We start from the raw sequence: 23,964 nt of genomic DNA, 5'->3' as shown, positions 1-23,964 counted from the left end.
CACAACGAAGTGAGGAAAGCCCGTGCAGTTCCACCACCACGGTTACGTATCCGGTGACCCGCGAGTCCAGCCGGTCGCCGGCGTCGGCATCGATCGGCCCACGCAACTTCCTGACCAGGTCGACGTGCTCATTGTGGGCAGCGGGCCCGCGGGCATGCTCACGGCCGCGCAGCTGTCCCAGTTCCCGGGCGTCACGACGCGGATCGTGGAGCGCCGCGGCGGGAGGCTCGCCATCGGCCAGGCCGACGGCATCCAGGCCCGGAGCGTCGAGACCTTCCAGGCCTTCGGCTTCGCCGAGCGGATCATCGCCGAGGCGTACCGCATCACCGAAATGGCATTCTGGAAGCCGGACCCGGCGGACCCTTCCCGCATCGTCCGTGCCGCCCGCGCCGTCGACGACGCGACGGGCATCAGCGAATTCCCGCACCTGATCGTCAACCAGGCCCGCGTTCTGGACTACTTCGGCGAGTTCATGGCGAACTCGCCCACCCGCATGTCGCCCGACTACGGCTATGAGTTCCGCAGCCTGGAGGTCGCCGACGCGGGCGAGTACCCTGTCACGGTGACCCTCGTCCACACGGCCGGGCCCGACGAGGGTCAGGAGCGCACCGTCCGGGCGAAATACGTTGTCGGTGCCGATGGCGCGCGGAGCAAGGTTCGGGAGTCGATCGGCTGCACGCTCGCCGGCGACAAGGCAAACCACGCCTGGGGGGTCATGGACGTCCTCGCCGTCACGGATTTTCCGGACATCCGCACGAAGTGCGCGATACAATCCGGCACGGGCGGCAGTATCCTGCTGATTCCCCGCGAGGGCGGCCACCTCTTCCGCATGTACGTCGACCTTGGCGAGGTCCCGCCGGACGACGCCGGCGCAGTGCGCAGCACCACGATCGAGCAGATCATCGCCAAGGCGAACGACATTCTCCACCCCTACACGCTCGACGTGCGCAACGTCGCCTGGCACAGCGTGTACGAGGTTGGCCACCGCCTCACCGACCGGTTCGACGACGTACTCCCGGACCAGCGCGGCAACCGCACGCCGCGCGTATTCATCACCGGCGACGCGTGCCACACGCACAGCGCCAAGGCGGGCCAGGGCATGAACGTCTCCATGCAGGACGGCTTCAACCTGGCCTGGAAGCTCGGACACGTGCTGGAGGGCCGCAGCCCGGAGAGCCTGCTGTCAACGTATTCGGCCGAGCGCCAGGTCATCGCGAAGAACCTCATCGACTTCGACAAGGAGTGGTCGACGCTCATGGCGAAGAAGCCCGAGGAATTCAACAGCCCCTCCGAGCTCGAGGACTTCTACGTAAGCACCGCCGAGTTCCCCGCCGGCTTTATGACCCAGTACGCCTCCTCCATGCTCATCGCTGCGCCCGTCCACCAGGCGCTGGCCTCCGGCTTCACCATCGGCAAGCGCTTCAAATCCGCGCCTGTTGTGCGGGTCTGCGATACAAACCCGGTGCACCTCGGCCACCAAGCCGCCGCGGACGGCCGCTGGCGCATCTACGTCTTCGCCGACGCGGCCGCTCCCCAAACCGGGCAGCAGGGCACGGCGTTGCCGGTTGCCGACTTCGCCGAGTGGATTGCCAACTCGCCGGAATCCCCGCTCGCCGCCACCCCCGAAGGCGCCGACCGAGACGCCTGGTTCGACGTGAAGGTCATCTACCAGCAGGACCACACGAGTATCGACATCGGTGCCGTCCCGGCAGCGTTCAAGCCGCAGGTGGGGCCGTTCCGGCTCACCTGCCTGGAGAAGGTCTACGCCACCGATCCGGCGGCGGACATCTTCGAACTGCGCGGCCTCGACCGCGGGGGCGTAGTTGTGGTGGTGCGACCGGACCAGTACGTGGCCAACGTCCTGCCCCTTGCGGCGACGACCGAGCTCGGCGCGTTCTTTGCGCCCCTCCTACGGGCAGGCAACCGCGCCCCCGAATTCCAGGATCACGCGGGCTAAGCGGCGGTCCGGGCACCCTGCCGACGGCGTGGTGACGCTCCCGCCCAGTTGCTTCTGGCCGCACCTCTGCGCACCCTCGGAATCCCGCGGTTCCTGGGGTGGAGGCGGGGCCCGGCACCGAGTAACTGGGATGGAGCGTCGTCACCCGGGAAGCAGGGACGAATCCAGAAAGTCCCGCCCCGCCCCCGCCCAAATCCATTGCTCAGACCAATTCCGCTGCGGAAAACGTCCCATGACGCGCAAACGGTACAGCGCTGCGGGTATACCCGCAGCGCTGTAGCGCTTGCGCGTCACCAGCCCGGATCCGTAGCGAATTCAGCTCAACGCTGCGTCGAAGAAGGTGTTCGACGCCGGGAAGCCGCACTTTTTGTGCGCGGCGGAGCCCTCAGCTTGTGGCTGCTTGCCCGGTCCGGTAGTCGGCGGCGGCATGTGCCAGGCATATGGGGTGACCCGGAGGCCGGGGCGGACTGTCCCCCGGCCGCCGTCGTCGCAGGCTACTCCCGACCGGTCAGCCGTTGATCACCTGCGGAACGCCGAGGGCTTTGAGGCCTTCGACGCCGAACTCGAGACCGTAGCCTGACTGCTTGGCTCCGCCGAAGGGGATCCTCGGGTCCACGGCGCCGTGTTTGTTGATCCACACGGTGCCGGCTTCGAGGCGGGCCGCCACTTTCCGTGCTTCGGCCGGATCGGAGGACCAGACGGAGGCTCCGAGGCCGACGTCGAGCGCGTTCGCCATGGTGACTGCCTCGTCCACGGTGCGGTAGCGGATGATAGGCAGGGCGGGTCCGAACTGTTCCTCGGCGACGAGCGGGTTGTCATTGTCGATGTCCGCCACCAGGGTGGCGGGGTAGAAATGGCCGGGCCGGTCCGCATCCGGGTTGCCGCCGAGCAGGATCCTGGCCCCCGAATCGCGGGCGGCATCGACCAGCCGGGCCACGATGTCGTACTGCTGGCGGTTCTGCAGCGGGCCGAGGACATTGTTCTCGTCGAGGCCGTTGCCCATGGGCATGGCAGCGGCGACGGTGGTGAGTTCGGCGCAGACGGCGTCGTAGATGTCGCTGTGGACGTAGAGGCGCTTGAGGGCCGCGCAGGTCTGGCCGGTGTTGATGAAGGCGCCCCAGAACAGGCCCTCGGCGATCGCTTTCGGGTCGGCGTCGGGCAGGACGATGCCAGCGTCGTTGCCGCCGAGCTCCAGCGTGAGGCGTTTGACGGTGTCCGCGGAGGATTTGATGATGGCCTTGCCGGTGGCGGTGGAGCCGGTGAACATCACCTTGCCGATCGCGGGGTGCCCGGCCAGGGCTTCACCGACGTCGCGGCCGCCGCTGACCACAGTCAACAGGCCTTCGGGGAGCTCCTCGTTAAGGACCTTGGCCAGGGCCAGGACGGACAGCGGGGTGAATTCGGAGGGCTTGACCACCACGGCATTGCCCATCCGCAGGGCCGGGGCGATCTGCCAGACGGTGATCATCATGGGCCAGTTCCAGGGACCGATCGCCCCGACGACGCCGATGGGCCGGTAGCGCAGTTCGGCGCGGGTTTCGCCGTCGTCCACCACGGTTTCCGGTTCCAGCGGGGTGCCGGCGGCGGCGCGCAGCCAGGCGGCGCAGGCGCCGACCTCAAACCGCGCGTTGGGTCCGTTGAGGGGCTTGCCCTGCTCGCGGGAGAGCAGCCGGGCCAGTTCTTCGGCGGAGCGTTCGACGGCGTCGGCGGCCCTCAGCAGCGCGGCGCTCCGGGCGTCGTGGCCCAGCGCCGCCCACGCCGGCTGGGCAGCTGCGGCGGCGGCAACCGCCCGTGCGAGGTCCTGAACGGTGTGGACCGGCGCTTCGCCGACGACGGCACCGGTGGCGGGGTCAAAGACGGTCCGGGTTTCGCCGGCGTTCGGGGTGATCGAGGCCAGGAGGGCGTCGTAGGTTTCCAAGGGGGTACTCCACTTCGAGTAGGCAAGGCGCACCGGCCGGCATGGCCTGAGGCTATGCCTCGAGTCTGCCCGCCCGGCAGGAAGCCGTCTTGTGAATCCGCGAACGGCCCTTGGCCTGAGGCGCACAGTTGCGGCCTCTTCCGCGAGCCCGGGCCGACGCCTGCACTGGGCGTCACTGCGCTCAGGCACAACAACTGATCGCTGCAGGACAAGGCACGGCCCGCGACCGCTGGCATGCTGGATTTCAGGTGCCTGAAACCACTGCCCGGCACTATTTCCCCAGCGCTCATGACCGTTAAGAAGGATCCAATGAGTATTTCGAATTCCGAGTCCCGGACCACTGAAGCCGCTCCACGCAAGGAGCATTCAACCGCCCTCCGTGCCGGCAGCATCGGCGTGATGGGCATCCTGTTCTTTGTCCTGTCCGCCCAGGCGCCCCTCACCGGGATCGTCGGGGCGTCCCCCCTGGCGGCCGCGCTCGGCAACGGCGCCGGCGCTCCTGGCGCCTACCTGATTGTCGGCATCGTCATTGTGATCTTTGCAGTGGGATTTGTCGCCATGAGCCGGAAAATTCAGGCGAATGGCGCCTTCTACGCCTACGTGACCGCCGCGTTTGGGCGACAGGTCGGTGCCGGCGCGGCCTGGCTGGCCCTGCTGGCCTACAGTACGGTGCAGGCCGCCATGTATGGACTCTACGGTGCCGCCTTCGCCGGCCTGCTGGCCTCGGTCGGGGTCGGCATTCCCTGGTGGCTGCTGGCCCTGGTCACAATGGCCGGCGTGCAGGTGCTTGGTTCGCTGAACATCGAACTCGGCGCCCGGGTCCTGGCCGTGCTGGTGGGACTGGAAGTTGCCGTCCTGCTGATGTTCGGGTTCACCGTCCTTTTCCGCGGCGGCGGCCCCGAGGGGCTCAGCATCGCGGCGTCCTTCTCCCCGGAAGCCATCGCCAGCGGCGCCCCGGGCGTGGCCATCATGTTTGCCGTGGCCTCCATGTTCGGCTTCGAATCCACGGCAATCTATTCCGCCGAGGCCAAGGACGCCCACCGCACAGTGGCCCGGGCCACTTACGTGTCGGTCGGGGTCATTGCCGTGTTCTTCTCCTTCATCTCGTGGATGCTGGTCAGCTACTACGGCCCGTCCCGGGTGGTTGACGCGGCCGGTGCGGCCTTGGAGTCCGGGGACTCCACCGCTTTTGTCCTGGCTCCCATGGTGGAGTTGTTCGGACCGTGGGCGGGAATCACCACCGGCATCCTGCTGGTCACGTCCCTGCTGGCCGGAATCATCGCCTTCCACAACGGCATCAACCGCTACCTCCATTCACTGGCGCTCCGTGGCTCCCTGCCCGGCGTCCTGGCCCGGACCAACCGGCACCACGCGCCCGCCGCAGCCGCCTGGGTCCAGACCGCCACCGCCGTCGTCCTGGTGGCACCCTTCGCCGTACTGGCCCTGGACCCGGTACTGACCCTGTTCTCCTGGTTCAGCGGGCTGGCTGTCGCGGCGCTGCTGGTGCTGTACATGCTGTGCTCGGCCGCCGTCGTCGGGTTTTTCCGCCGGGAACGGGCGGACGGACAGCTCTGGCAGACCCTCATTGCCCCAACGCTCGCAGCCCTGCTTCTGGCGTGGGTCCTGTACCTGGTGGTCAGCAATTTCACGTCGCTGATCGGCGGCAGTGCCGAGACTGCCGTGGCGCTGCTGGCGGCGGTCCCGGTGGTGTTCGCAGCCGGCGTGCTGGCGGAGCGGCACGTGGAGAAGCGTGGGGCGCAGCTGGTGCCCTGAGGCCCTTTCGGCCCACCTGCCAGAGTTCATAAACGGAGCTGAGCCGGCACATCGGTTCGAACACGGATGTGCCGGCAGGCGACGGCGGCACGGCCGTCCCTCCGGCGCAGGGGCTGATGAAGCCGGTCCCCCACCGGGTCTCAGGCGCCGCGCCGCCAGTCGGTGGGTGATTCACCGAAGGCGTCCCGGAAGGTGCGGCTGAAGTGGGCCGCATCCAGGAAACCCCACCGGGCGGCGACGGCACCCACGGACTTTCCGGAGTGGAGCGGGTCCCGCAGTTCCCGGCGCGCGCCTTCCAGCCGCTGGCTCCGGATCCAGCTCGCAACGGTTGTCCCTGATTCGTGGAACACGTTGTGCAGGTGGCGGGTGGAGATGAAATGGGCCGCGGCGATGGTTGCCGGCGACAACAGGGGATCCGCCAGGTGTGCCTCGATGTACTCCCGGACGGAGACCGCCAGCAGCGCCTGGGGTTTCATCCGGTCCGGCGCGATATCCATTTCCGCATGCAGCATGGTGGAGACCAGGTCCAGGGCATTGGTGGCCAGCCGTGAACCGCTGGGGCCGCTAAGGACCTCAAGATTTTCCGCCAACTGCCCGATGAACTGTCCCACGATGCCGCTGAGTCCGGCTCCTCCGGCCAGCCTGACGGCCGAGAGCTGCCCGACGTATTCCGGCGGCAGCGAGAGCGTGTCGCAGGGGAACATGACCACCATCATCCGCGCCTGCTCCTCGAACGCGAGGGTGTAGGGGCGATTGGTGTCATAAATGGCCAGGTCGCCCGGGCGGAGGAGTGCCTCGCGGTTGTCCTGGATCAGCAGTCCGGTGCCTTGGAGTTGCAGGTTCAGCTTGAAGTAGCGCTGGCCGGACTGGGCGATCAGCGCCGCGGTGCGGTGGACCGCGTGGCCTGTTGCGGTGACTTCCACAATAGACATCCGGTCCAGCACCCGGGACCGCATCTTGCCCTGGAAGCCGTCGGCGTTGTCGGTGTCCGCCACGAGTGGCACGAACGATTCCGCCACCAGGTGCCGCCAGTGGTCGAAGGAGACGGCCTCGTTTGTGCGGAGGTCTTGCTGGGTGGTGGGTGCAGTCATCGACAATCCTGACGCCGGAAACAATCCAAGGACTGTGTCGCGGGACACAGTCCTTCGAGGATAGCTCCGCGGCGGTGCGGTTGTCATCTTTTTTCGACAGTCGGCGAAAAAAGATCCGGCGCCCTAGGAGGAGGGCGGCGCGATCAGCCGGAGGTAGTTCTCAATCTGGCCGGCCAGGGCGGAGTTGTCCTGGCCGGCCGGCGCCAGGGCTGCTGCAATCTGGGCGCCAAGCATCATGTTCAACAGCTGGTCGGCGATTGCTGCGTCGGTGATGGCTGCGCCGATCTCGCCAGCCGCCCGGGCGTCGGAGAGATAGCCCAGCATGGCTGCATGCCACTCGTCCATGGACGCCTGGTGGATGGCTGCCTTGGCGTCGTCGTTGATGGCCTTCTGCCAGAACGGGATGACGATCCGCGCTTCGTTGACCCGTTCTTCATCCAGCGGGAGAACTTCGTCGCAAAACGCCCGCAGTGCCGACAGTCCCGCTTTGCCTTCGGTGCCGTTGGCGATGCGCTGGTTGGTCCGGTTGAATACGTGGCTGAAGGCGAACTCCAGCAGGGTGTCCTTCGTGGGGAAGTACGGCTTGAGGGCCCCGTTGGCGAAGCCCGCCTCCAGGGCAATCTCGCGCATGGTGGCGCCTTCAATGCCCAGGCGGGCGATGATCCGCCACGTGGCATCCACCAGTTCCAGCCGGCGCTCGTTATGGTCAACAATCTTTGGCACGGCGGCCGCTCCCCGGAAATATTTTGCATCTGACTCTTGTGAGCCATCTTACGGACCGTTATTCTCTACAACTATAGAAAATAAAAAATCCCGACCGGCCACGGTCCCGGACAAAGGTCACCCATGACGCTTGCACCTGTTGACACAGCCACCCCGTACCGCCTGGCATCAGGCGCCGAAATCACCGAAGTGCAGGCGATCCTGCGCGCCGCCGGACACCTGGGTCCGGAGAAGCGCATCGCGTACCTGGGCCTGCTGGATCCGGTCCGCGGCGCTGCTGCCGCAGGCGCCACCGGCGCTGCCTCCGAAGCTGAGGACCGCCGGTTCCGCATCTTTGTCCATGACACCTCCGGCGGTGCGCCCACGGACGCAGTGGTCTCGTTGACCCGGCAGGAGGTGGTGTCCGCCGTCCAACTGGACACCGCCGTCACCGGCGAACTCCCGGTCCTGGAGGAAGAATTCGAGGTGGTGGAGGCGCTCCTCGCCGCGGACGAGCGCTGGCTCGAGGCGCTCGCAGCGCGGGGGCTCGACGTCGGAAAGGTCCGTGTCGCGCCACTGTCTGCCGGCGTCTTCGAGTACCCGGAAGAAAAGGGGCGCAGGATCCTGCGTGGCCTGGCCTTCGTACAGGATTTCCCCGAGGACAGCGCCTGGGCGCATCCCGTGGACGGTCTCGTGGCGTACGTCGACGTCGTCAGCAAGACGGTGACGCAGGTGCTGGACACCGGCGCAGTGCCGGTTCCCGCCGAACACGGCAACTACACGGACCCTGAACTGACAGGGCCACTCCGCACCACGCAGAAACCCATCAACATCACCCAGCCGGAAGGGCCCAGCTTCACCGTCACGGGCGGGAACCACATCGAGTGGGAGAAATGGAGCCTCGACGTCGGCTTCGATGTCCGCGAAGGGGTGGTGCTGTACAACATCGCCTTCCAGGACGGTGACCGCAAGCGGCCCGTCATCAACCGGGCGTCCATCGCCGAAATGGTGGTCCCGTACGGGGATCCCTCGCCGATCCGGTCCTGGCAGAACTACTTCGATACCGGTGAATACCTTGTGGGTCAGTACGCCAACTCCCTGGAACTTGGCTGCGACTGCCTCGGCGAGATCACCTACCTCAGTCCCGTCATCAGCGACGCTTTCGGCAACCCCCGGGAGATCCGCAACGGCATCTGCATGCACGAGGAAGACTGGGGAATCCTGGCCAAGCACAGCGACCTCTGGACGGGCATCAACTACACCCGCCGCAACCGCCGCCTGGTGATCTCCTTCTTCACCACCATCGGCAACTACGACTACGGCTTCTACTGGTACCTCTACCTCGACGGCACAATCGAGTTCGAGGCCAAGGCCACCGGCGTCGTCTTCACCTCCGCCTTCCCGGAGGGCGGATCGGACAACATCTCCCAGCTTGCCCCGGGCCTGGGCGCCCCCTTCCACCAGCACCTGTTCAGTGCCCGCCTGGACATGGCGATCGACGGCTTCACCAACCGGGTGGAGGAGGAGGACGTGGTCCGGCAGCCCATGGGGCAGGGCAACGAGCGCGGCAACGCCTTCTCCCGGAAACGCACGGTGATCGCCCGCGAATCCGAGGGCGCGCGCGAGGCCGACGCCCGCAACGGCCGGACCTGGGTCATCTCCAACCCGCAATCACGGAACCGCCTCGGGCAAGCCGTGGCCTACAAGCTCCATGCCGAAGGCCAACCCACACTGCTGGCAGACCCGGAGTCCTCCATCGCCCGGCGCGCCGCGTTTGCCACGAAGGACCTGTGGGTGACGCGGTTCGCCGCCGAGGAACGGTACCCGACGGGCGACTTCGTGAACCAGCATTCCGGCGGGGCGGGTCTGCCGGCCTATGTTGCGCAGGACCGGGACCTGGACGGCCAGGACATCGTTCTCTGGCACACCTTCGGACTGACCCACTTCCCGCGTCCCGAGGACTGGCCCATCATGCCGGTGGACACGGCCGGCTTCAAACTCCGGCCGGAAGGCTTCTTTGACCGCAGCCCCGTGCTGGATGTGCCCGCGAGTGCACAGCCGGCCGGCGGCCACTGCCACAGCTAGTCCGGCAGCCGTGACGGCCGCAGGAACATTGGGCCACCGGGCCGGGCTGGCCGGCCTCGTCTTCCATTCCCGGATCTGCGCCGCCGTGACGGCAGCGTCGTGCCTCGCGCACCTGTGGCTGGTCGCCGGGAAGCAGCACGGGATGTGGCTGAACCTGCTCATGCTTGCCATGGTGGCGGTGTGCCTGCCGTGCGCGGTGCATATCTGGCGTCACGGACGGGCCAGGTCCCTTCGCCAGGTCATGGCCTCGGCGCTGGCGATGACCGGGGTGCACGCGCTCCTGCTCCTCGGTGCGGGGTCCGGCGCCGGGGCATCGGGCCACATCCACCATGACACCGCTGCCGCGGCGGCCGCGGCAGCGGGAGCGGCAGCGGGAGCGGCGGAAGCGGGCGCCGGCGCGTTGCTGGCGGTCATCGTACTGGAAATGACGACGGCGCTTCTCGCCGCGACGGTCCTGGCCCGGCTCCGGGCGCAGCCCGGCCGCTGAATCGCGTCAGTCGTTGAAGAGCCCGGCCAGGTCATCCGCCGTCAGCGCGCCGCCGGCGCGGCATCCACCGGGGCGGCGTGGTGGATGTCGTGCGCCCGGACCAGTACGTGGCGAACGTCCTGCCGGTGCCGGCGACCGTGCCCCCGAATTTCAGGATCACGCGGGCTAAGCTTCGGCACGGGCACCCCTGCCGAAGGAGTGGCGACGCTCCTGCCCAGTTGCTTCCGACCGCACCTCCGCATGCCCGCGGAATCTCGCGATTCCCGGGCGCGGAGGTAGGGCCGGCGCCATGTAACTGGGATGGAGCGTCGCCACCCGCGAGCAGGAACAGCGCAGATGTCCCGCCTGGACCCCGCGTCCCCTCCGCTCAGACCAACTCCGCTGCGGAAAAAGTCCCACGACACGGCGCCGACCCAGCGCTACGGGTATACCGCAGCGCTGGGCCGGCGCCGTGTCACGAGCCCGGACGCGTAGCGAATTCGGCGTAACGCTGCCTCGAAGGAGGTGTTCGACGCCGGGAAGTAGTACTTCGGTGCACGGCGAGGGCTCTAGCCTTGGCTGCTTTCGCGGTCCGGTATTCGGCGGCGTCATAGACGGAGCCCAGCGCCCGGACCGCGTCAGTCGTTGAATAGCCCGGCCAGGTCATCCGCCGTCAGCGCGCTGCCGCTGAGGGCATCGCCTTCCATAACATCGGCGAACAGCTTTGACTTCCGGGCCTTGAGTGCCATGACCTTCTCCTCGATGGTGTCCTTGGCGACCAGCCGGTAGACCATCACATTGCGGGCCTGCCCGATCCGGTGCGTCCGGTCCACGGCCTGGGCCTCCGAGGCCGGGTTCCACCATGGATCCAGCAGGAACACGTAGTCCGCCTCCGTCAGGTTCAGCCCGAAACCGCCGGCCTTGAGGCTGATCAGGAACACCGGCGCCGCGCCGTTCTTGAACTCGTTGACGACGTCGGTGCGGTTGCGGGTGCTGCCGTCGAGGTAGCAGAACTCGATCTTTTCCTCGACGAGCCGTTCCCGGACCTTGCCCAGGAAACCGGTGAACTGGCTGAAGATCAGCGCCCGGTGCCCTTCCGCGACGAGGTCTTCCAGCTGCTCGAACAGCACATCGAGCTTGCTGGACCGCACCCCGGACAGGGACGGGTCGATCAGTGAGGGGTCCAGGCTGAGCTGCCGCAGCAGTGTCAGCGACTGGAAAATCGTGAAGCGGTTCTTGTTGACGTCATCGATCAAGCCCAGGATCTTCTGGCGCTCGCGCTGCAGGTGCGTCTGGTAGACCTTCTGATGCCGCGGATTCAGGACCACCTCCAGGATCTGCTCCTGCTTCGGCGGCAGATCGTGGATGACCTGCTCCTTGGTGCGGCGCATCATGAGGGGACGGACCCGGCGCCGGAGCTTGTCCAGCTGCGTCCTGTCCCCGTTCTTCTCCACCGGCTTCTGGTAGTACTCGGCGAACCGCTTGGGGCTGGAGAACAGCCCGGGCGCCACGATCGAGGTCAGCGCCCAGAATTCCATCAGGTTGTTCTCCAGCGGGGTGCCGGTGATGGCCAGTTTGAAGGGTGCGGGAAGCTTCCGCGCGCACTGGTAGGCCTTGGACTGGTGGTTCTTGACGAACTGGGCCTCGTCCAGGACCAGGCCGGCCCATTCCTTCGAGGCGTAGGCGTCGTAGTCGATCCGGAACAGGGCGTAGGAAGTGATGATGATGTCCGCGCCCGCCATCGCCTCGGCGGGATTCGAGCCGCTCTTTGCGAAGGTCTCGCCGATGGCGAGGACCGTCAGCCCGGGGGCGAACCGCGCGGTTTCTGCCTCCCAGTTGCCCACGACACTCGTGGGGGCGACCACGAGGAAAGGCGCAGCACCGGCACCGGTGCCGGCGGCAGCACCGGCATCGGACTCCATGCCGGCTTCGTGGGCGGTGTCAGTGCTCCCCGGGGCGGCGTCCTTGGCGGCTTCCTTGGCGGCGCAGATCAGCGCCAGCGCCTGGACGGTCTTGCCCAGGCCCATGTCATCGGCAAGGACACCGCCGAGTCCGTGGCGGTAGAGGAAGCTGAGCCAGTTGAAGCCTTCCAGCTGGTACGGGCGCAGCTCGGCGTTGAGCGTCGAGGGCAGCGGCAGCCCCTTCACCCCGCCCTCCAGCAGCCCGCCGACGGCGTCGCGCCAGGCCGCGGCCTGCTCGTCAACAATGCCGAGCTGCGCGAGCTCGTCCCAGAGACCGGCCTGGAAACGGCTGATCTGCAGCGGCGCATCCTTGTTGTCCTGCAGTTCCCGCGCCTCTTCAATCAGGGCCCGCAGCTGGTGCAGCTCGGGCAGGTCCAGGGAGAAGTAGGCCCCACTGGGGAGCAGCATCTTGGTCTGGCCGGCCGCCAGGGCGGAGAAAACGGCCGCGAAGGACACCGGCTGGCCCTCCAGAGAAATCTGGATGCCGAGGTCGAACCAGTCCCGCTGCTCCGTGGCCTTGGTGGAGATGGACACCACGGGCGCCTCGTCGGCCTCCCGGTAGTCGGCGATCTCGCCGGCGGTATCCACGGCGACCCCGGGGACCTCGCGGAGCACAGGGAGCAGCTCCTCGGTGAAGGCCAGTGTGTCCAGGCCGCTGAGTTCAGCCGAGCCCGCAAGCCGCGGTGTCCCCCAGCCGCCGGTTGCCGACTCGCCCAAGGCCGGCACAACATCCCACGGCTGCCCGACGGCCTCCAGGATGCGCGCCTCCGCCGGGTCGTCCCGGTAGCCGTGGTCACCCGGGTGGCGCCAGAGGGGCTGGGCCGTGACGAGGTTTCCGGACTTGTAGTGCCATTCCCAGTGCAGCCGGACGCGGTGGTCCGCGCCGTAGTTGGCGAGCAGGGACAGGGTGGGGACAGCCAGCTGCGGAAGCTCCACGGACTCGTCCGACGCCGTGACCCGGGCAGACTGCTTGAGCTTGGGGTAGAAGCCGGTCAGGAAGCGGCTCTCGTCCCGGGCCGGGATGTGCAGCGTGGTTCCCGCGGTGACGAAGGTCAGCAGTTCCTCACTCAGCCCGTTTTCCAGCGGAGCAAGCGTGATGACGGAGTCCGAGGGCGCGGCGCCGGGCAGGGTGTCTGCCCCGGAGGTCAGGAAGATCCCGTGGGCGGGGCGGCCGATGGTCCCGACCGAGGAAGGATCGACGACGAACCCCTCCACCGTGATGGTCGGGGCGAGCGACAGACCGCTGCTGCCGTCCCCGGCCGCGGCGGCAGGAGCTACGGAACCGGCGTCCCCGCCGGGAACGCCGTCCGCAGGAACCGGCGCGGCGCCGAAGCGGGCCAGGTTGAGTCCGACGGCGGCAGGTTCCTCCACGAGCCTCACCGGCTCCAGGCCGCGGCTGTGGACCAGCGCGACGCCGATCTTCTGCGCCTGGGCCAGCAGGCTCCACAGGTTCTTGCCTGCATAGGTATTCAGTCCCAGCCAGGGCGCGCTGCCGGTGTGCTGGCGGTTGGCCAGGACCGTGTGCGAGGCGAGGAACTCCTGCATCCACTCGACGTGGGCCTCGTTGCATTCGCGCCGGTAGTTCAGGTAGCTCAGGGTGTTCCACGAGACGTCGCCGCGGATCCACTTGCCTTTTGCGCCCATGATCACGGGCCGCGCCTTGAGCTGGCGGACGCTGCGGAGCGGATCCCGGCGGCCGGTGTAGGAGAAGTGCGGTGCGGGTTCCTCGACGTCGAACTGCAGCGCCAGCGGGATGCCGTTGGTGGACTGCGTGATGCCGGGGCGCGCAATGAGCGGGCTGAGGGCCTGCTCCCAGTCGGGAACATCCAGCGGCTCGGCCTGCCGTGCGAGCCGGGTGGCATCGGCGGGGGCCAGCAACCGGACGCGGGTGGCGGGGTTGTCCTCGGCCGCGAACAGCAGCGCGGCGACATGTTTGCAGTCTTTTCGAACCGGACAGCTGCAGACACCCACGGTGCAGCTCCAACCGCCTGCCTTGCGGACCAGCTTGGCGGTGGTCGAATAGGGCACGTCGGAGCCGCCGCGTACCTTGCCGAGCATGAGCCCGGTGGCGGCGTCGAAGGAGATTCCGGAAACGCGGCTCCCCATGGCGTAGGCCAATCCGGCCGCGAGGGAGCGGTCGTTAATTGCGGGTGTCTGTATTGCCAGTGCCGCACTATCGTCCGGATGGGATGGCATTGTGCGCACTACTTTCAGCAGTTGGTCATCTGATCCATCTTAGCGAGCCTGGACGGGTCCCTCGAACTTCGCCGGCAGCAGCCCGTGCCGCGCGGCCACCCCGGCCAGGCACGCCGGACGGCCGGAACACCCAAACTTCGTCTGACGTTCAGCTCCGGCTCAGCCGCGGGCCGGCCCGTGCAACATACCTTGGAGGGGTCCGGAGCGCCACCAGCCTTCAGCAGTGAGGAATTCCCATGAGCAACGGCCTTTCCACCACCGTTTCCAGCGCCACACCCGCCCCGGTCCTGACCAGGGAAAGCATCAGCGGCAGCGACGCTGACGCCGTCGACGCGAACGTAGACGTGGTCAACGCCATGTACGCGGAGCTGCTCGACATTGACGAGATCGCCCCGAACGCACTGCGAAGCTACTACGTGGACTTCTACCTGACCCAGTCGCTGGGCGGCGGGTTCGCCCAGTACGTGTTCACCGCGCCGGAACGCGAGGACATTGACGCCTACATCCGCGAAGGGCTCGAAGCGATGGGAGCGGCCGGGCATCTGGATCTCTTCAACCGCACCGCGGACGCCTTCGACTCACTCTCCGAGGAGGAAGCAGACGCCTATCTTGACGGCGATGCCGACACTGGGAACGGCGACCCGGATGGCGTGCAGGACGCCGTGCAGCCCCTGGAAGAACTTGACCGCGAGTTCGAGTCACTGCTGGAAACCGAGGACCTCATCCGGCTCAACGCGGTCTGGCTCCGGGGCCAGGCGGACCTCCTGGTCCTTGACGACGAGGAACTTGATCTCCACATCGCCGAGCGGGTGTCGCGGATCCCCAACCTCGCGGAACGCCAGGCCGAGGCCGCGGAGGACGATCTGCAGGACGCCCCGGAGTTTGAGCTGATCATCCGTGAACTATGCAACGTGGCGGGCCACACACTGGTGAAGATCACCATGGGTGACCCCAACTATGACCGCGACGGCCAGCCCGCCCTGGCCTGGCATTTCACCACGGACCAGGGCGAGTACCTCATGGTGGAAGACGACGATGAGGCCTTCATGATCCACCCGGACACCAAGGAAATTGTGGCCGCGGTCGAATTCGCGGACGACGACGACTAACCGGCGTCCGTCCGTCGTCAGCTAGGAACCGGCGGCCGTGGTGATCATTTCACCGGAGGGTGCCACGAGGTACCAGACGCTGTTGACGCCCTGGCCCAGGATGTCCCCGGCCGCCTTGTCCTTGGCGAAGTAGTAGACCGGCAACCCGTTGATCGTCAGCTGCATCTTGCCGTCAGGGGTGGTGATGGTGCCCACCTTGCCGGTGACGCCGTCGACCGTGGGTGTGGCAGAGGTGGTGACGACCGGCGGCCAGGCGGTGAGGCAGCCGCCGGTGCAGGTGCTCGTTCCCGAGTCCTTGACATCTTTCGTGTAGTAGTAGACGCTCATGCCCTTGCCGTCCACCACGATCTGCCCGAGCTTGGAGGATGCCACCTTGAGCTCCGCGGCCGCGGCTGCCGGAGAGGACGCCGGTGCCGAACTGGCGGCGGCGCTGGGGGACGTCGTCGCAGGCGCCGACGTCGTCGAGGTGCCGCTGCCCCCGGCACAGCCGGAAAGTAGTGCGGCAACGGCGAAAGCTGACAGGCCAATGCTGAGGTGCTTCTTCATCTGCTGCTCCTTGACTCGTGCCGGCCAACTCAGAGTCCGGCCCTAACCCATACGACGCCGCCGGGTGAACAATGGTTCAGGGCGGGGTGGTGAACTTTTCCGCCGCCCCGAACGTCGTACGGGGCAGAAGAGGGCAGAGGGCGGAGCAGGGAGGTAAGGGCATGTCGCTGGACGAGGACGTCGTCGCCGCGATTTACCGCGATCACGGGACCGCCCTTCGGCGATTCGTCCTCGGCGCCTCCCGCGATCCGCAACTGGCCGACGACGTCGTGCAGGAGACCGTGCTGCGCGTCTGGCAACAGGCACCGCAAATCACGGGGAGCCTGCGCAGCTACCTGTTCAGGACAGCCCGCAACATCATGATCGACAACTACCGCAAGGCCCAGCGGCGGCCGCATGAAGTGACCGAACGCGACATGGCCGATCCCGCCGACGGTGCCGAACGGGTGGACGAACTCCTCAACAGGATCCTGATGGAAGAGGCGCTGCTGCGGCTCAGCGCCGAGCACCGGGACGTCCTGATCGCGCTCCATTACCGCCGCTACACCGTCCAGGAGGCATCGGCCAAGTTGAACATTCCAAGCGGCACAGTGAAGTCCCGGGCGTTCTACGCCGTGCGGGCGCTCCGGACGATCCTTGACGAGATGGGGGTGCAGCGGTGAACCAGACGGAAGTCCACCAACTGCTCGGGGCCTATCTGCTCGGCGGGCTGGAAGCGGACGAGGCCGCTCTTTTCGAGCAGCATCTGGGCTCATGTTCGGACTGCCGGCTGGAGCTCGATGAACTGGCCAGCCTCCCGGCGCTGCTGGACGCGGTTCCGGTGCCCGACGCTCTCGCCCTTGGCGCCGCGGCGGGCCGCGAGCCGGCCGCCCCGGGCCCCGAGGCGGTTCCGGTGCCGCGGCGGCTCCTGGATGAGTTGTCCGCCCGGCGCCGGAACGTCCGACGCCGGTGGTCGGCGGCCGTGGTGGCCGTGGCCGCGGCGTGCCTCGCCGTCGGGGTCCTGGCCGGACCGGTGTTCAACCAGCCGGCTAAACCGGACGCCAGCTACTCGGTCCAGGCGGGCGACGGTCTGCAGTTCACGGTGGGGCTGGTCAAGAAGACGTGGGGTACCGAGCTCGCGGTCGACGGCCGGAGCTTGCCGGTGGACGGAACATTCTCACTCTGGGTGAAGGACCGCGACGGCGGTGAGGACCGCGCGTGCGCGTGGACGGCGACCCCCAGCGGCAAGGTCAAGATCACCGGCGCCACCCCCGTGCAGCTCGCCAGCATCGCCAGCGTCGAGGTGCGGAACGGGCAGCAGCAGACCGTGGCCGTGATCGCCGTTCCGCGGGCGTAGTGGGCGGCTCCAGTCTGAAAACCGCACCGCGGCTGGCGGAGCTTTACCGGTCCGGGGACCTCGTCCTCGCCCTGGCCGAGCAGGTCAACGCCAAGGGCGCGAGGCTCACCCTCTACCCGGGAGCCAGCTGGACGGTTGACCAGCCCCGGGTCTCCGCCAACCCCCTCGACACCGTGGACAGCCTCGTGACGGAAGGCGAAGTGGTGGTGGTGCGGTTCCTGCGGGAAAGCGGGGCCGTGGCCTTGTCATTGCTAGACGTCGACGACGACGACGACGCCGGCGCCGGCGTCGTGGAGGCGCCCGCGCTCCTGGCGGGCGGTACCCCCTGGCTGCGGCCCGGCCGGCACCTCACCGAGCAGCCCACCTCGGGCCGGACGTTCGACGCCGAAGCCGCGGGCGCCCCGGGGGCTCGAACCGAAGACGCGGCACACCGGACTTCCGGCGCCGCAGCCGGCCCGTCTCCCCGGCCGTCGGCTGCGCTGATGAGCACCCAGCTCCAGCTGGAAGCCGAGCGGAGGAAAGTCGCCCCCCTGCAAGAACTGGTCGCCGCTGCCAGCACGGCCGGGGCGGGACTCGTCAGCCTCCAACTGAAGCAGGACGCCCTCCGCCAGGAACTCGCGGCGGAACAACAGATCGCCGAGTCGGCCAGGGCGGCGGTGGAGGACGCGGAGGTCCGTCTCTCCCGGCGGCAGGAAGAACTCCTCGACCTCCGGGCCTACAAGCGCCGGACGCAGCCGGCGCTCAAACGTGCCATGGCCGGCGGTTCGGAGGCGCTCTTCGCGACAGCCGCAGAACGCGTGCGGCACGATGTGTACCTCGCCTGGGCCAGGAACGTTCCGGCGGTGGACAAGGCACGGCAGGCGCTGCCCGCGGACTGGACGGTCGGCCGGGAGTTTGCGGCGACCCTCTACGGCTTTACCGAGCCCGGGGTTGAGGCGAAGGCGCTGAAGGCAACGGTGGAGGTACTGACCGGGATGGCGGAGCGGAACGCGGCGCGGGAGGTCCATGCGCTGCGGTCGACCCCGGGCGGCGACTCTGCCCAGCTGGTGCGCGCGGACGGGGCCAGATGCTACCGGGCAGCGATCGAGCAGAAGGTGGCATCGGCCCGGCGGCTGCACTTCTGGCGTCTGCCGGACGGATCGATGGAGCTGTCGCGGGTCGTGGTCCACGACGACTTCAAGCCCTGAGGGATCCCGAATGGCGGCAGGGCGCCGGGGAACGCAGGACGCCCGGGAACATTGCCCGGATCCGTTGGCGGGCGGGTCAGCTTGCGGGACCGGTCAGGACCTGGCCCGCCCGCAGGACCGTGACCAGCCCGAAGTCGGCGTCCACCGCCACGATGTCGGCGCGCATGCCCGCCCGCAGGCTCCCGGTCTCACCGTCCAGGCCCAAAATCCGGGCCGGGACAAGCGTTGCCGCCTTCACGGCATCGGCGGGGCTCACCCCGGCCTCAATGGTCCGGCGGACGACGTCGAGGAGCGTTGCCGTGCCGCCGGCGAGGGCGCCGTTGCTCTGCAGGGCGGCCACGCCGGCGCGCACCACAACGGCCGAGGGCCCGAGCGCGTAGTCGCCGTCGGGCAGCCCGGCCGCCGCCATGGAATCGGTCACGAGGGCCACGTTGTCGGCACCGACCAGCTCGAAGACCATCCGGACCGTCTCAGGGTCGAGGTGGACGCCGTCGCCGATGAGTTCGACGGCGACGGCGCCGGCGGCGGCCAGCCGAAGGCAGGCCGCTACCGGTCCGGGGCTCCGGTGATGCAGGGGCGGCATACCGTTGAAGAGATGCGTCACCGTGGGGCGGGCAGCCGTCCCGAAGAGGCCGGTCCCGGGCTGGCCCGCCCCGCCTGCGCCGGAGTTCGCCGTGAGGAGGTCAGCCGCCTCCGTCAGGGATGCGGCGGTGGTGCGGGCGTCGGCGTCGGTATGACCCAGCGAGGGCGTGACGCCCTGCCCGGCGAGCATCTTGACCAGCTCGCGGGCCCCGGGAAGTTCCGGGGCATAGGTCATGGTCTTGAGGGCGCCGCCGGCCGCCTCAAGCAGTTGGCGGAGCAGCTCCGGATCGGGGTCCCGGAGCCAATCGGGGTTCTGCGCTCCGCAGCGCACGTGGGACAGGAAGGGGCCTTCGGAATGGACGCCGGCGATGAGCCCCTCGGATACCAGGGCCCGGAGCACACCGAGTCCCCGCAGGAGCTCGCCAGCCGAGGCGGTGACCAGGCTGGCCAGCAGGGTTGTGGTCCCGCTGCGGTGCAGGAAATCCACGGCGTCCCGGCAGGCCTGGCCGTCCGAGCTGGGGAAGCTGCCGCCGGCCGCGCCATGGCAGTGGAGGTCGATCAGCCCGGGAAGGATCCGGCTGCCGGGCGGGAGGGAGAGTTCCGCCGCACCATCCGGCGCCGCGCCGCCAAACGCCACGGCGTCAAAGCCGTTCCGGGGTCCGGCATACGCGATTCTGCCGTTGGCCACGGCCACGACGGAGTCAGCATAACTGGCACCGTGCGTCACCATAGCCCCGCGCAGGACGTAGTGCCCGGCCGCGGTGGCGTCTAGGGATTCCGGGCTGTTCATGGGTGCCTTTCAGGAGCGAAGCGCGGCGGTGACCCGCCACTGACGGCGGCCGGATGTGCGGCGGGCTTCCGGGAGGAGACTATGGCAGGGCGGCGGGAGCCCCGCCGTCGGGCGCTACATCTTGGCGAGTTTGGCGCGGACAACCATGAAGACGCCGTAGCAGATCAGGCCGATCCCGACGGCGGCCAGCATGTACATGCCGAACGGCTGCTCGCGCAGGCCCTTCAGCCCGCCGTCGAGCCCGGTTGATTCCTCGGGACGCACCTGCACCGTGGCGATGATGATCAGCAGCCCGGCCAGCAGCAGGGCGATGCCCTTTGCCGCATAGCCCGCCACGCCGAGGACCGTCACCGCGGTCCGTGCCTTGGCCGAGGCCGGAAGCCGGAGGTGTTTGGCGAAGGACTGCCGGAAGCCGCGGATGGCGTAGACGATTCCGGTGACCGCGACGGCAGCGCCGATGGCGAGCAGGAGTGCGTAGCCGCCGGGGGCCTTCATCACGGAGACCGTGAGGTCGCTCGTGGAGGAGCTGTGGTCCTTGCCGACGCCGCTGGCGAAGGACGCGAGCGTCACCGCGAGTCCGGCGTACACCACTGCCTGCAGGGCGGCCTTGAGCTTCTTCCCCAGCTTCTTCTTGGCGGGGAGATGCTCGAAATCGAAGATGGCATCGCTGGTCGCCCAGAGGGCCAGTGCCACGCACGCGGCGAAGGAACTCCACAGGAGCAGGGGCCCTGCCGGCTGGCTGGCCAACTGCTCGACTGCCCCGCTCACATCCGCCTTGCCCTCGCCACCCAGGGCGAGGCGGATCGCAACCAGGCCCACCAGGAAGTGCAGGACGCCGCTCACGGCAAACCCTGCCCGGGCCACCAGCTCGAGGGACCGCGAGTTGGTGATCTCTTCGGCCGCGTCGGCGGCGTCTTCTAGTTCTCTTTTGATGATCGGTCCTTAGGACGATTCGTCACTGGCGCCGCATATGACCTCCGGCGCAGTCATCTCCCGTAATCGTGCCACGGAAGAGTGCCCGCTGACAGCACTGAATAATCGGGTGGCTTCGACGTCGCCCCGCGGCGCCCCGCGGCGCTTAGCGGCGGCGGTAGCTGAGGTCGAAGATGAGGCGGCCGGCCTCGTGCGCCTTGTTCTCGAAGCTGGTCAGGATGCGGCCGTCGAATCGTGGCGCCCAGCCGCCGGCGTCGTCGGTGCCCTCGTTCGGACCGGTGTGTTCGGTGCTCACCGGTGCCCGGCCCTCCTTGACGGGGGCCCCGCCCACGAGGGATTCGACGCCGGATTCCCACACCCGGGTGAGGGGGCTTTCGGCGCCGCTGCGCTGGCCGTCGTGCAGGTTCTCGAAGTCAGGGGAGTCCGCCAGGACCCCGCGGACGTGGACGGCGTAGTTGGACCAGTCCGTCGCGATGCGCCAGATGCCGCCCGGTTTGAGGGCGCGCGAGGCAAGTTCGGCGAATTCCGGCTGGATGAGGCGGCGCTTGTGGTGCCGGGACTTGTGCCAGGGGTCCGGGAAGAAGATCCACAGTTCCGTCACGGAACCGGCGGGCAGCATGGTGGCGAGCACCTCGGGGGCATTCGCCTCCACGACGCGGACGTTGCCCAGGCCGCGGCTGTTGATCTTGATCAGGGTGTTGGCGAGCCCCGGTGTGTAGACCTCGACAGCCAGGAAGTCCGTGTCCGGGTTCTCCTCCGCCGCATGGCACACGGCGTCGCCGAGTCCCGAGCCGATCTCGACGATCAGGGGTGCCCTGCGGCCGAACTCGGCCTCGGCGTCGAAGACGTAATCCGGGTGCACCGAGGTATTGGCGATGTGGCGGGGGACCTCGACGGCCCAGCGGTCCGAATGCTCCTCCCAGGCGGCCTGACGCCGGCCCTGCAGGCGGGTTCCGCGGCGCACAAAGCTCACCGGCCGGCCGCCGTAGGTACCGAACGAGGCCTGGCTGCCGGGCGTCACCGGACGCGATGGCTCCGGCGTCTGGGGCGTCTGGGGGGATTCTGGGGATTCACTCATTCCTTCCAGAATAGTGGAGTTCCGGCAGGGCAGGGGAGCCCTGCCAGGGTGGGCGACGGGGCCGTTGCCGGTGTTCGTGGCAGGGGCGGCGGCCGACGGCCTGCCAGAATGGGGCGGTGACCGTACCAAAGAGCGCCCCGGAGTCCGCCGGCAGCAGCCCCGCCGCCGAAGAAAGCCGCAGCACGCTCGTCGACGCGGAAATCGACGATGTCCCCGCGGCCGGGCCCACCCGGGTCGGCAGCCGCCGCGCGCTGGCCTATCTGGGCGTGTGCCTGGTCCTGATCGGGCTGAACCTCCGCACCGTTTTTTCCAGCTTCTCCGCGGTACTCCCCGAGGTGACGGCCGACGCCGGGCTGCCGGGCTGGGCCGTCGTCGTGCTCACCACCGTGCCGGTGACTCTGCTGGGGGTATTCGCCCCGCTCGCCCCTGTCCTGGCCCGCCGCTTCGGCGCGGAACGGGTCCTGCTCGCAGCCATGGCGGTGCTGACCTCCGGCCTGCTGCTGCGGCCCCTGGACGCCGGTGGCGCCGGGCATCTTCCGGCGCTGTTTCTCGGAACGGCGGCCTGCGGTGCCGCGATCTCGCTCTGCAACGTGCTGCTCCCCGGCCTCGTGAAGCGCGACTTCCCGCACCGGCTCGGCCTGATGGGCGGCCTCTACACGACGGCGATCTGTGCCTCCGCGGCCCTCGGCGCCGGTTTCACCTACCCGGTCTTCAGTGCGACGGGGGAGTGGACGGCGGCGCTGTGGTTCTGGGCGCTCCCCGCCGGCGCCGTTCTTCTGCTGTTCCTGCCGCTGGCCATCCGGCAGCGGCACAGCCGGCACCAGCAGGCGGCCGACGGTGTCAACGTGTGGCGCTCGGGGATCGCCTGGCAGGTGACGATCTTTATGGTGCTGCAAGCGATGATGTCCTTCAGCGTTTTCGCCTGGCTGGCCCCGATCCTGCGCGAACGCGGGGTGGACGGCGCCACGGCGGGGCTGATCGTCTCGGCCTCGATCGTGCTTCAGATGCTGGGTTCCTTGTTCGCCCCGGCCCTGGCGGCACGGTTCCGGGACCAGCGGGCGATCAACACCGTGGTGGCGCTTATGACCGGCGGCGGCTTCGCGCTGAGTATCTTCGGCCCGCTGGAACTGATCTGGCTGTGGACCGGGCTCCTGGGCCTGGGCCAGGGCAGCCTGACCGCTGTGGCCCTGACCATGATCATGCTCCGCACCCGGGACGGCCACACTGCCGCGCACCTGTCCGGCATGATGCAGGGCGTCGGCTACGGGCTGGGCTCCACCGGCACCCTGCTGGTGGGCCAACTGCACCAGTCCACCGGGTCCTTTGCCGCGGCCGGGGTGCTCTTCCTCGTCGTCGGCTCGCTGGCCGCCGTGTTCGGTTACCGCGCCGGGCGGAACCGCTTCATCGCCTGACCCAACTAACTGGAAGCAGGGGCCGTTTTGAGCGCCCAAAGCGGCCCCTGCTGCCAGTCGCTTGAGGGGGGAGCGCGCGAGGGGCCAGGATCAGCCTCCTGGCCCAACCGGCTGTCAATTATTGTCGTCGTGCGGCCCCAAACGCTAACAACGGCGGGCTACTTGGCTGCGGCGACGGCCGCGGCCGCGGCTTCGACGCCAGCGAGCAACTGGTCCAGCACGTGCTCGTAGTGCGCGGCGCTGCCGTAGCCTGCCAGGGAGCCGGCGGCGGCGAGGCTCAGCGGATACTCCGGGGGAGCGGGGGGCAGCGGGGCCGAGGTGTGGTCGCCCCGGCTGCGTGCCAGCACGAACGATGACCAGCCGTAGTTCAAGGCGATGAGGCCGCTGAACGTCGCGACGGCGTCGTCCCCGGCGATGCCTCCGCGCCCGAGGATCATCAGGGCCGTTTCGCCGATGGGCAGTGCGTTCGGGCCGGGGTAGGGGTGGCCGATGAGGGCCCCGATCGCCCAGGGGTGGCTGCTCAGAAGCTCGCGGTGGTGCCGTGCAAAGGCGCGCAGCTCGTCGATCCAGCACTCCGACGCCGGCGGCGGGCTGAAGCGCCCGAGCACCCGGTTCAGCAACGCGTCCACCAGGTCGTCCTTGGTGCCGAAGTACCGGTAGAGCGCCATCGGGGAGGCCTCCAGCTCGGTGGCGACGGCGCGGATGGTCAGGTTTTCGAATCCCCGGGCGGCGACCCCTTCGGCCGCGTCGAGGATTGCCTCCACGGTGAGGGTGTTGCGGGGGCGGCGGGTGCTGCGGGGTGCTGCGCGGAGGTCATGCGGCATGGTCCAGCCTTCTTCGGT

General features: G+C 68.5%; 18 protein-coding genes. 9 read left to right on the top strand and 9 right to left on the bottom strand.

Translation table 11 applies throughout. The features are described from left to right. The first annotated feature begins 22 nt into the window (after positions 1 to 22). Positions 23 to 1,957, top strand: coding sequence for an FAD-binding monooxygenase (locus ACZYZE_RS10855; RefSeq protein WP_463907622.1), 1,935 nt, complete (start codon positions 23 to 25; stop codon positions 1,955 to 1,957). Positions 1,958 to 2,465: 508 nt separating this feature from the next. On the opposite strand, the gene ACZYZE_RS10850 is transcribed toward ACZYZE_RS10855, so the two are convergent. After that, positions 2,466 to 3,875, bottom strand: a complete 1,410-nt coding sequence (locus ACZYZE_RS10850) for an aldehyde dehydrogenase family protein (RefSeq protein ID WP_463907620.1) — start codon at positions 3,873 to 3,875, stop codon at positions 2,466 to 2,468. Positions 3,876 to 4,184: 309 nt separating this feature from the next. On the opposite strand from ACZYZE_RS10850, the gene ACZYZE_RS10845 reads away from it, so the two are divergent. Then, a complete protein-coding gene (locus tag ACZYZE_RS10845; protein WP_463907619.1) occupies positions 4,185 to 5,648 on the top strand; it encodes an APC family permease in 1,464 nt (487 codons plus the stop codon). A gap of 140 nt (positions 5,649 to 5,788) precedes the next feature. Here the strand turns inward: ACZYZE_RS10845 and ACZYZE_RS10840 are convergent, their stop codons facing one another. After that, positions 5,789 to 6,739, bottom strand: a complete 951-nt coding sequence (locus ACZYZE_RS10840) for an AraC-like ligand-binding domain-containing protein (protein ID WP_463907617.1) — start codon at positions 6,737 to 6,739, stop codon at positions 5,789 to 5,791. Positions 6,740 to 6,862: 123 nt separating this feature from the next. Then, positions 6,863 to 7,462, bottom strand: a complete 600-nt coding sequence (locus ACZYZE_RS10835; RefSeq protein ID WP_463907616.1) for a TetR/AcrR family transcriptional regulator — start codon at positions 7,460 to 7,462, stop codon at positions 6,863 to 6,865. 123 nt (positions 7,463 to 7,585) lie between these two features. Here ACZYZE_RS10835 and ACZYZE_RS10830 point away from each other — a divergent pair, with 123 nt between their 5' ends. Beyond that, a complete protein-coding gene (locus tag ACZYZE_RS10830; protein WP_463907614.1) occupies positions 7,586 to 9,526 on the top strand; it encodes a primary-amine oxidase in 1,941 nt (646 codons plus the stop codon). Positions 9,527 to 9,536: 10 nt separating this feature from the next. Further along, complete coding sequence (locus tag ACZYZE_RS10825) at positions 9,537 to 10,013, top strand: hypothetical protein (protein WP_463907612.1); 477 nt, start codon at positions 9,537 to 9,539, stop codon at positions 10,011 to 10,013. 617 nt (positions 10,014 to 10,630) lie between these two features. Here the strand turns inward: ACZYZE_RS10825 and ACZYZE_RS10820 are convergent. Then, positions 10,631 to 14,149 (bottom strand): DEAD/DEAH box helicase, encoded by a 3,519-nt coding sequence (locus ACZYZE_RS10820; protein ID WP_463907610.1) that lies wholly within the window; start codon positions 14,147 to 14,149, stop codon positions 10,631 to 10,633. A gap of 236 nt (positions 14,150 to 14,385) precedes the next feature. Here ACZYZE_RS10820 and ACZYZE_RS10815 point away from each other — a divergent pair, with 236 nt between their 5' ends. Beyond that, a complete protein-coding gene (locus ACZYZE_RS10815) occupies positions 14,386 to 15,258 on the top strand; it encodes a DMP19 family protein (protein ID WP_463907608.1) in 873 nt (290 codons plus the stop codon). 21 nt (positions 15,259 to 15,279) lie between these two features. Here the strand turns inward: ACZYZE_RS10815 and ACZYZE_RS10810 are convergent, their stop codons facing one another. Continuing rightward, positions 15,280 to 15,804 (bottom strand): COG4315 family predicted lipoprotein, encoded by a 525-nt coding sequence (locus ACZYZE_RS10810; RefSeq protein ID WP_459318944.1) that lies wholly within the window; start codon positions 15,802 to 15,804, stop codon positions 15,280 to 15,282. A 161-nt stretch (positions 15,805 to 15,965) separates the two neighbouring features. Between ACZYZE_RS10810 and ACZYZE_RS10805 the strand changes: the two genes are divergently transcribed. From ACZYZE_RS10805 to ACZYZE_RS10795, 3 genes are read left to right on the top strand one after another with little or no spacing between them, the layout of a single operon-like run. Then, the gene (locus ACZYZE_RS10805; RefSeq protein WP_459318945.1) at positions 15,966 to 16,466 is read left to right on the top strand and encodes a sigma-70 family RNA polymerase sigma factor; all 501 of its coding nucleotides are present in this window, start codon (positions 15,966 to 15,968) and stop codon (positions 16,464 to 16,466) included. Further along, positions 16,463 to 17,140, top strand: a complete 678-nt coding sequence (locus tag ACZYZE_RS10800; protein WP_463907605.1) for a zf-HC2 domain-containing protein — start codon at positions 16,463 to 16,465, stop codon at positions 17,138 to 17,140. The genes ACZYZE_RS10805 and ACZYZE_RS10800 overlap by 4 nt, the downstream gene beginning before the upstream one ends. Next, positions 17,140 to 18,327, top strand: coding sequence for a hypothetical protein (locus ACZYZE_RS10795; RefSeq protein WP_463907604.1), 1,188 nt, complete (start codon positions 17,140 to 17,142; stop codon positions 18,325 to 18,327). The genes ACZYZE_RS10800 and ACZYZE_RS10795 overlap by 1 nt, the downstream gene beginning before the upstream one ends. Before the next feature lie 76 nt (positions 18,328 to 18,403). Here the strand turns inward: ACZYZE_RS10795 and ACZYZE_RS10790 are convergent, their stop codons facing one another. The 3 genes from ACZYZE_RS10790 to trmB all read right to left on the bottom strand — a co-directional run bounded on the left by ACZYZE_RS10790 (position 18,404) and on the right by trmB (position 21,710). Further along, a complete protein-coding gene (locus ACZYZE_RS10790) occupies positions 18,404 to 19,699 on the bottom strand; it encodes an N-acetylglucosamine-6-phosphate deacetylase (protein ID WP_463907603.1) in 1,296 nt (431 codons plus the stop codon). A 114-nt stretch (positions 19,700 to 19,813) separates the two neighbouring features. Then, positions 19,814 to 20,635 (bottom strand): DUF1206 domain-containing protein, encoded by an 822-nt coding sequence (locus ACZYZE_RS10785; RefSeq protein ID WP_459319024.1) that lies wholly within the window; start codon positions 20,633 to 20,635, stop codon positions 19,814 to 19,816. 142 nt (positions 20,636 to 20,777) lie between these two features. Beyond that, a complete protein-coding gene (gene trmB, locus ACZYZE_RS10780; RefSeq protein WP_463907602.1) occupies positions 20,778 to 21,710 on the bottom strand; it encodes a tRNA (guanosine(46)-N7)-methyltransferase TrmB in 933 nt (310 codons plus the stop codon). A 200-nt stretch (positions 21,711 to 21,910) separates the two neighbouring features. On the opposite strand from trmB, the gene ACZYZE_RS10775 reads away from it, so the two are divergent. Beyond that, positions 21,911 to 23,122, top strand: a complete 1,212-nt coding sequence (locus ACZYZE_RS10775; RefSeq protein ID WP_463907741.1) for an MFS transporter — start codon at positions 21,911 to 21,913, stop codon at positions 23,120 to 23,122. Between the two features lie 158 nt (positions 23,123 to 23,280). On the opposite strand, the gene ACZYZE_RS10770 is transcribed toward ACZYZE_RS10775, so the two are convergent. After that, positions 23,281 to 23,946: a TetR/AcrR family transcriptional regulator gene (locus tag ACZYZE_RS10770; protein WP_463907601.1), complete on the bottom strand. Its 666-nt coding sequence runs from the start codon at positions 23,944 to 23,946 to the stop codon at positions 23,281 to 23,283. Between the last annotated feature and the right edge of the window lie 18 nt (positions 23,947 to 23,964).

This window comes from Pseudarthrobacter woesei (assembly GCF_055412745.1).
Note: the sequence above shows the minus strand (reverse complement) of the source record. Positions and strands in the feature narration are given on the sequence as shown.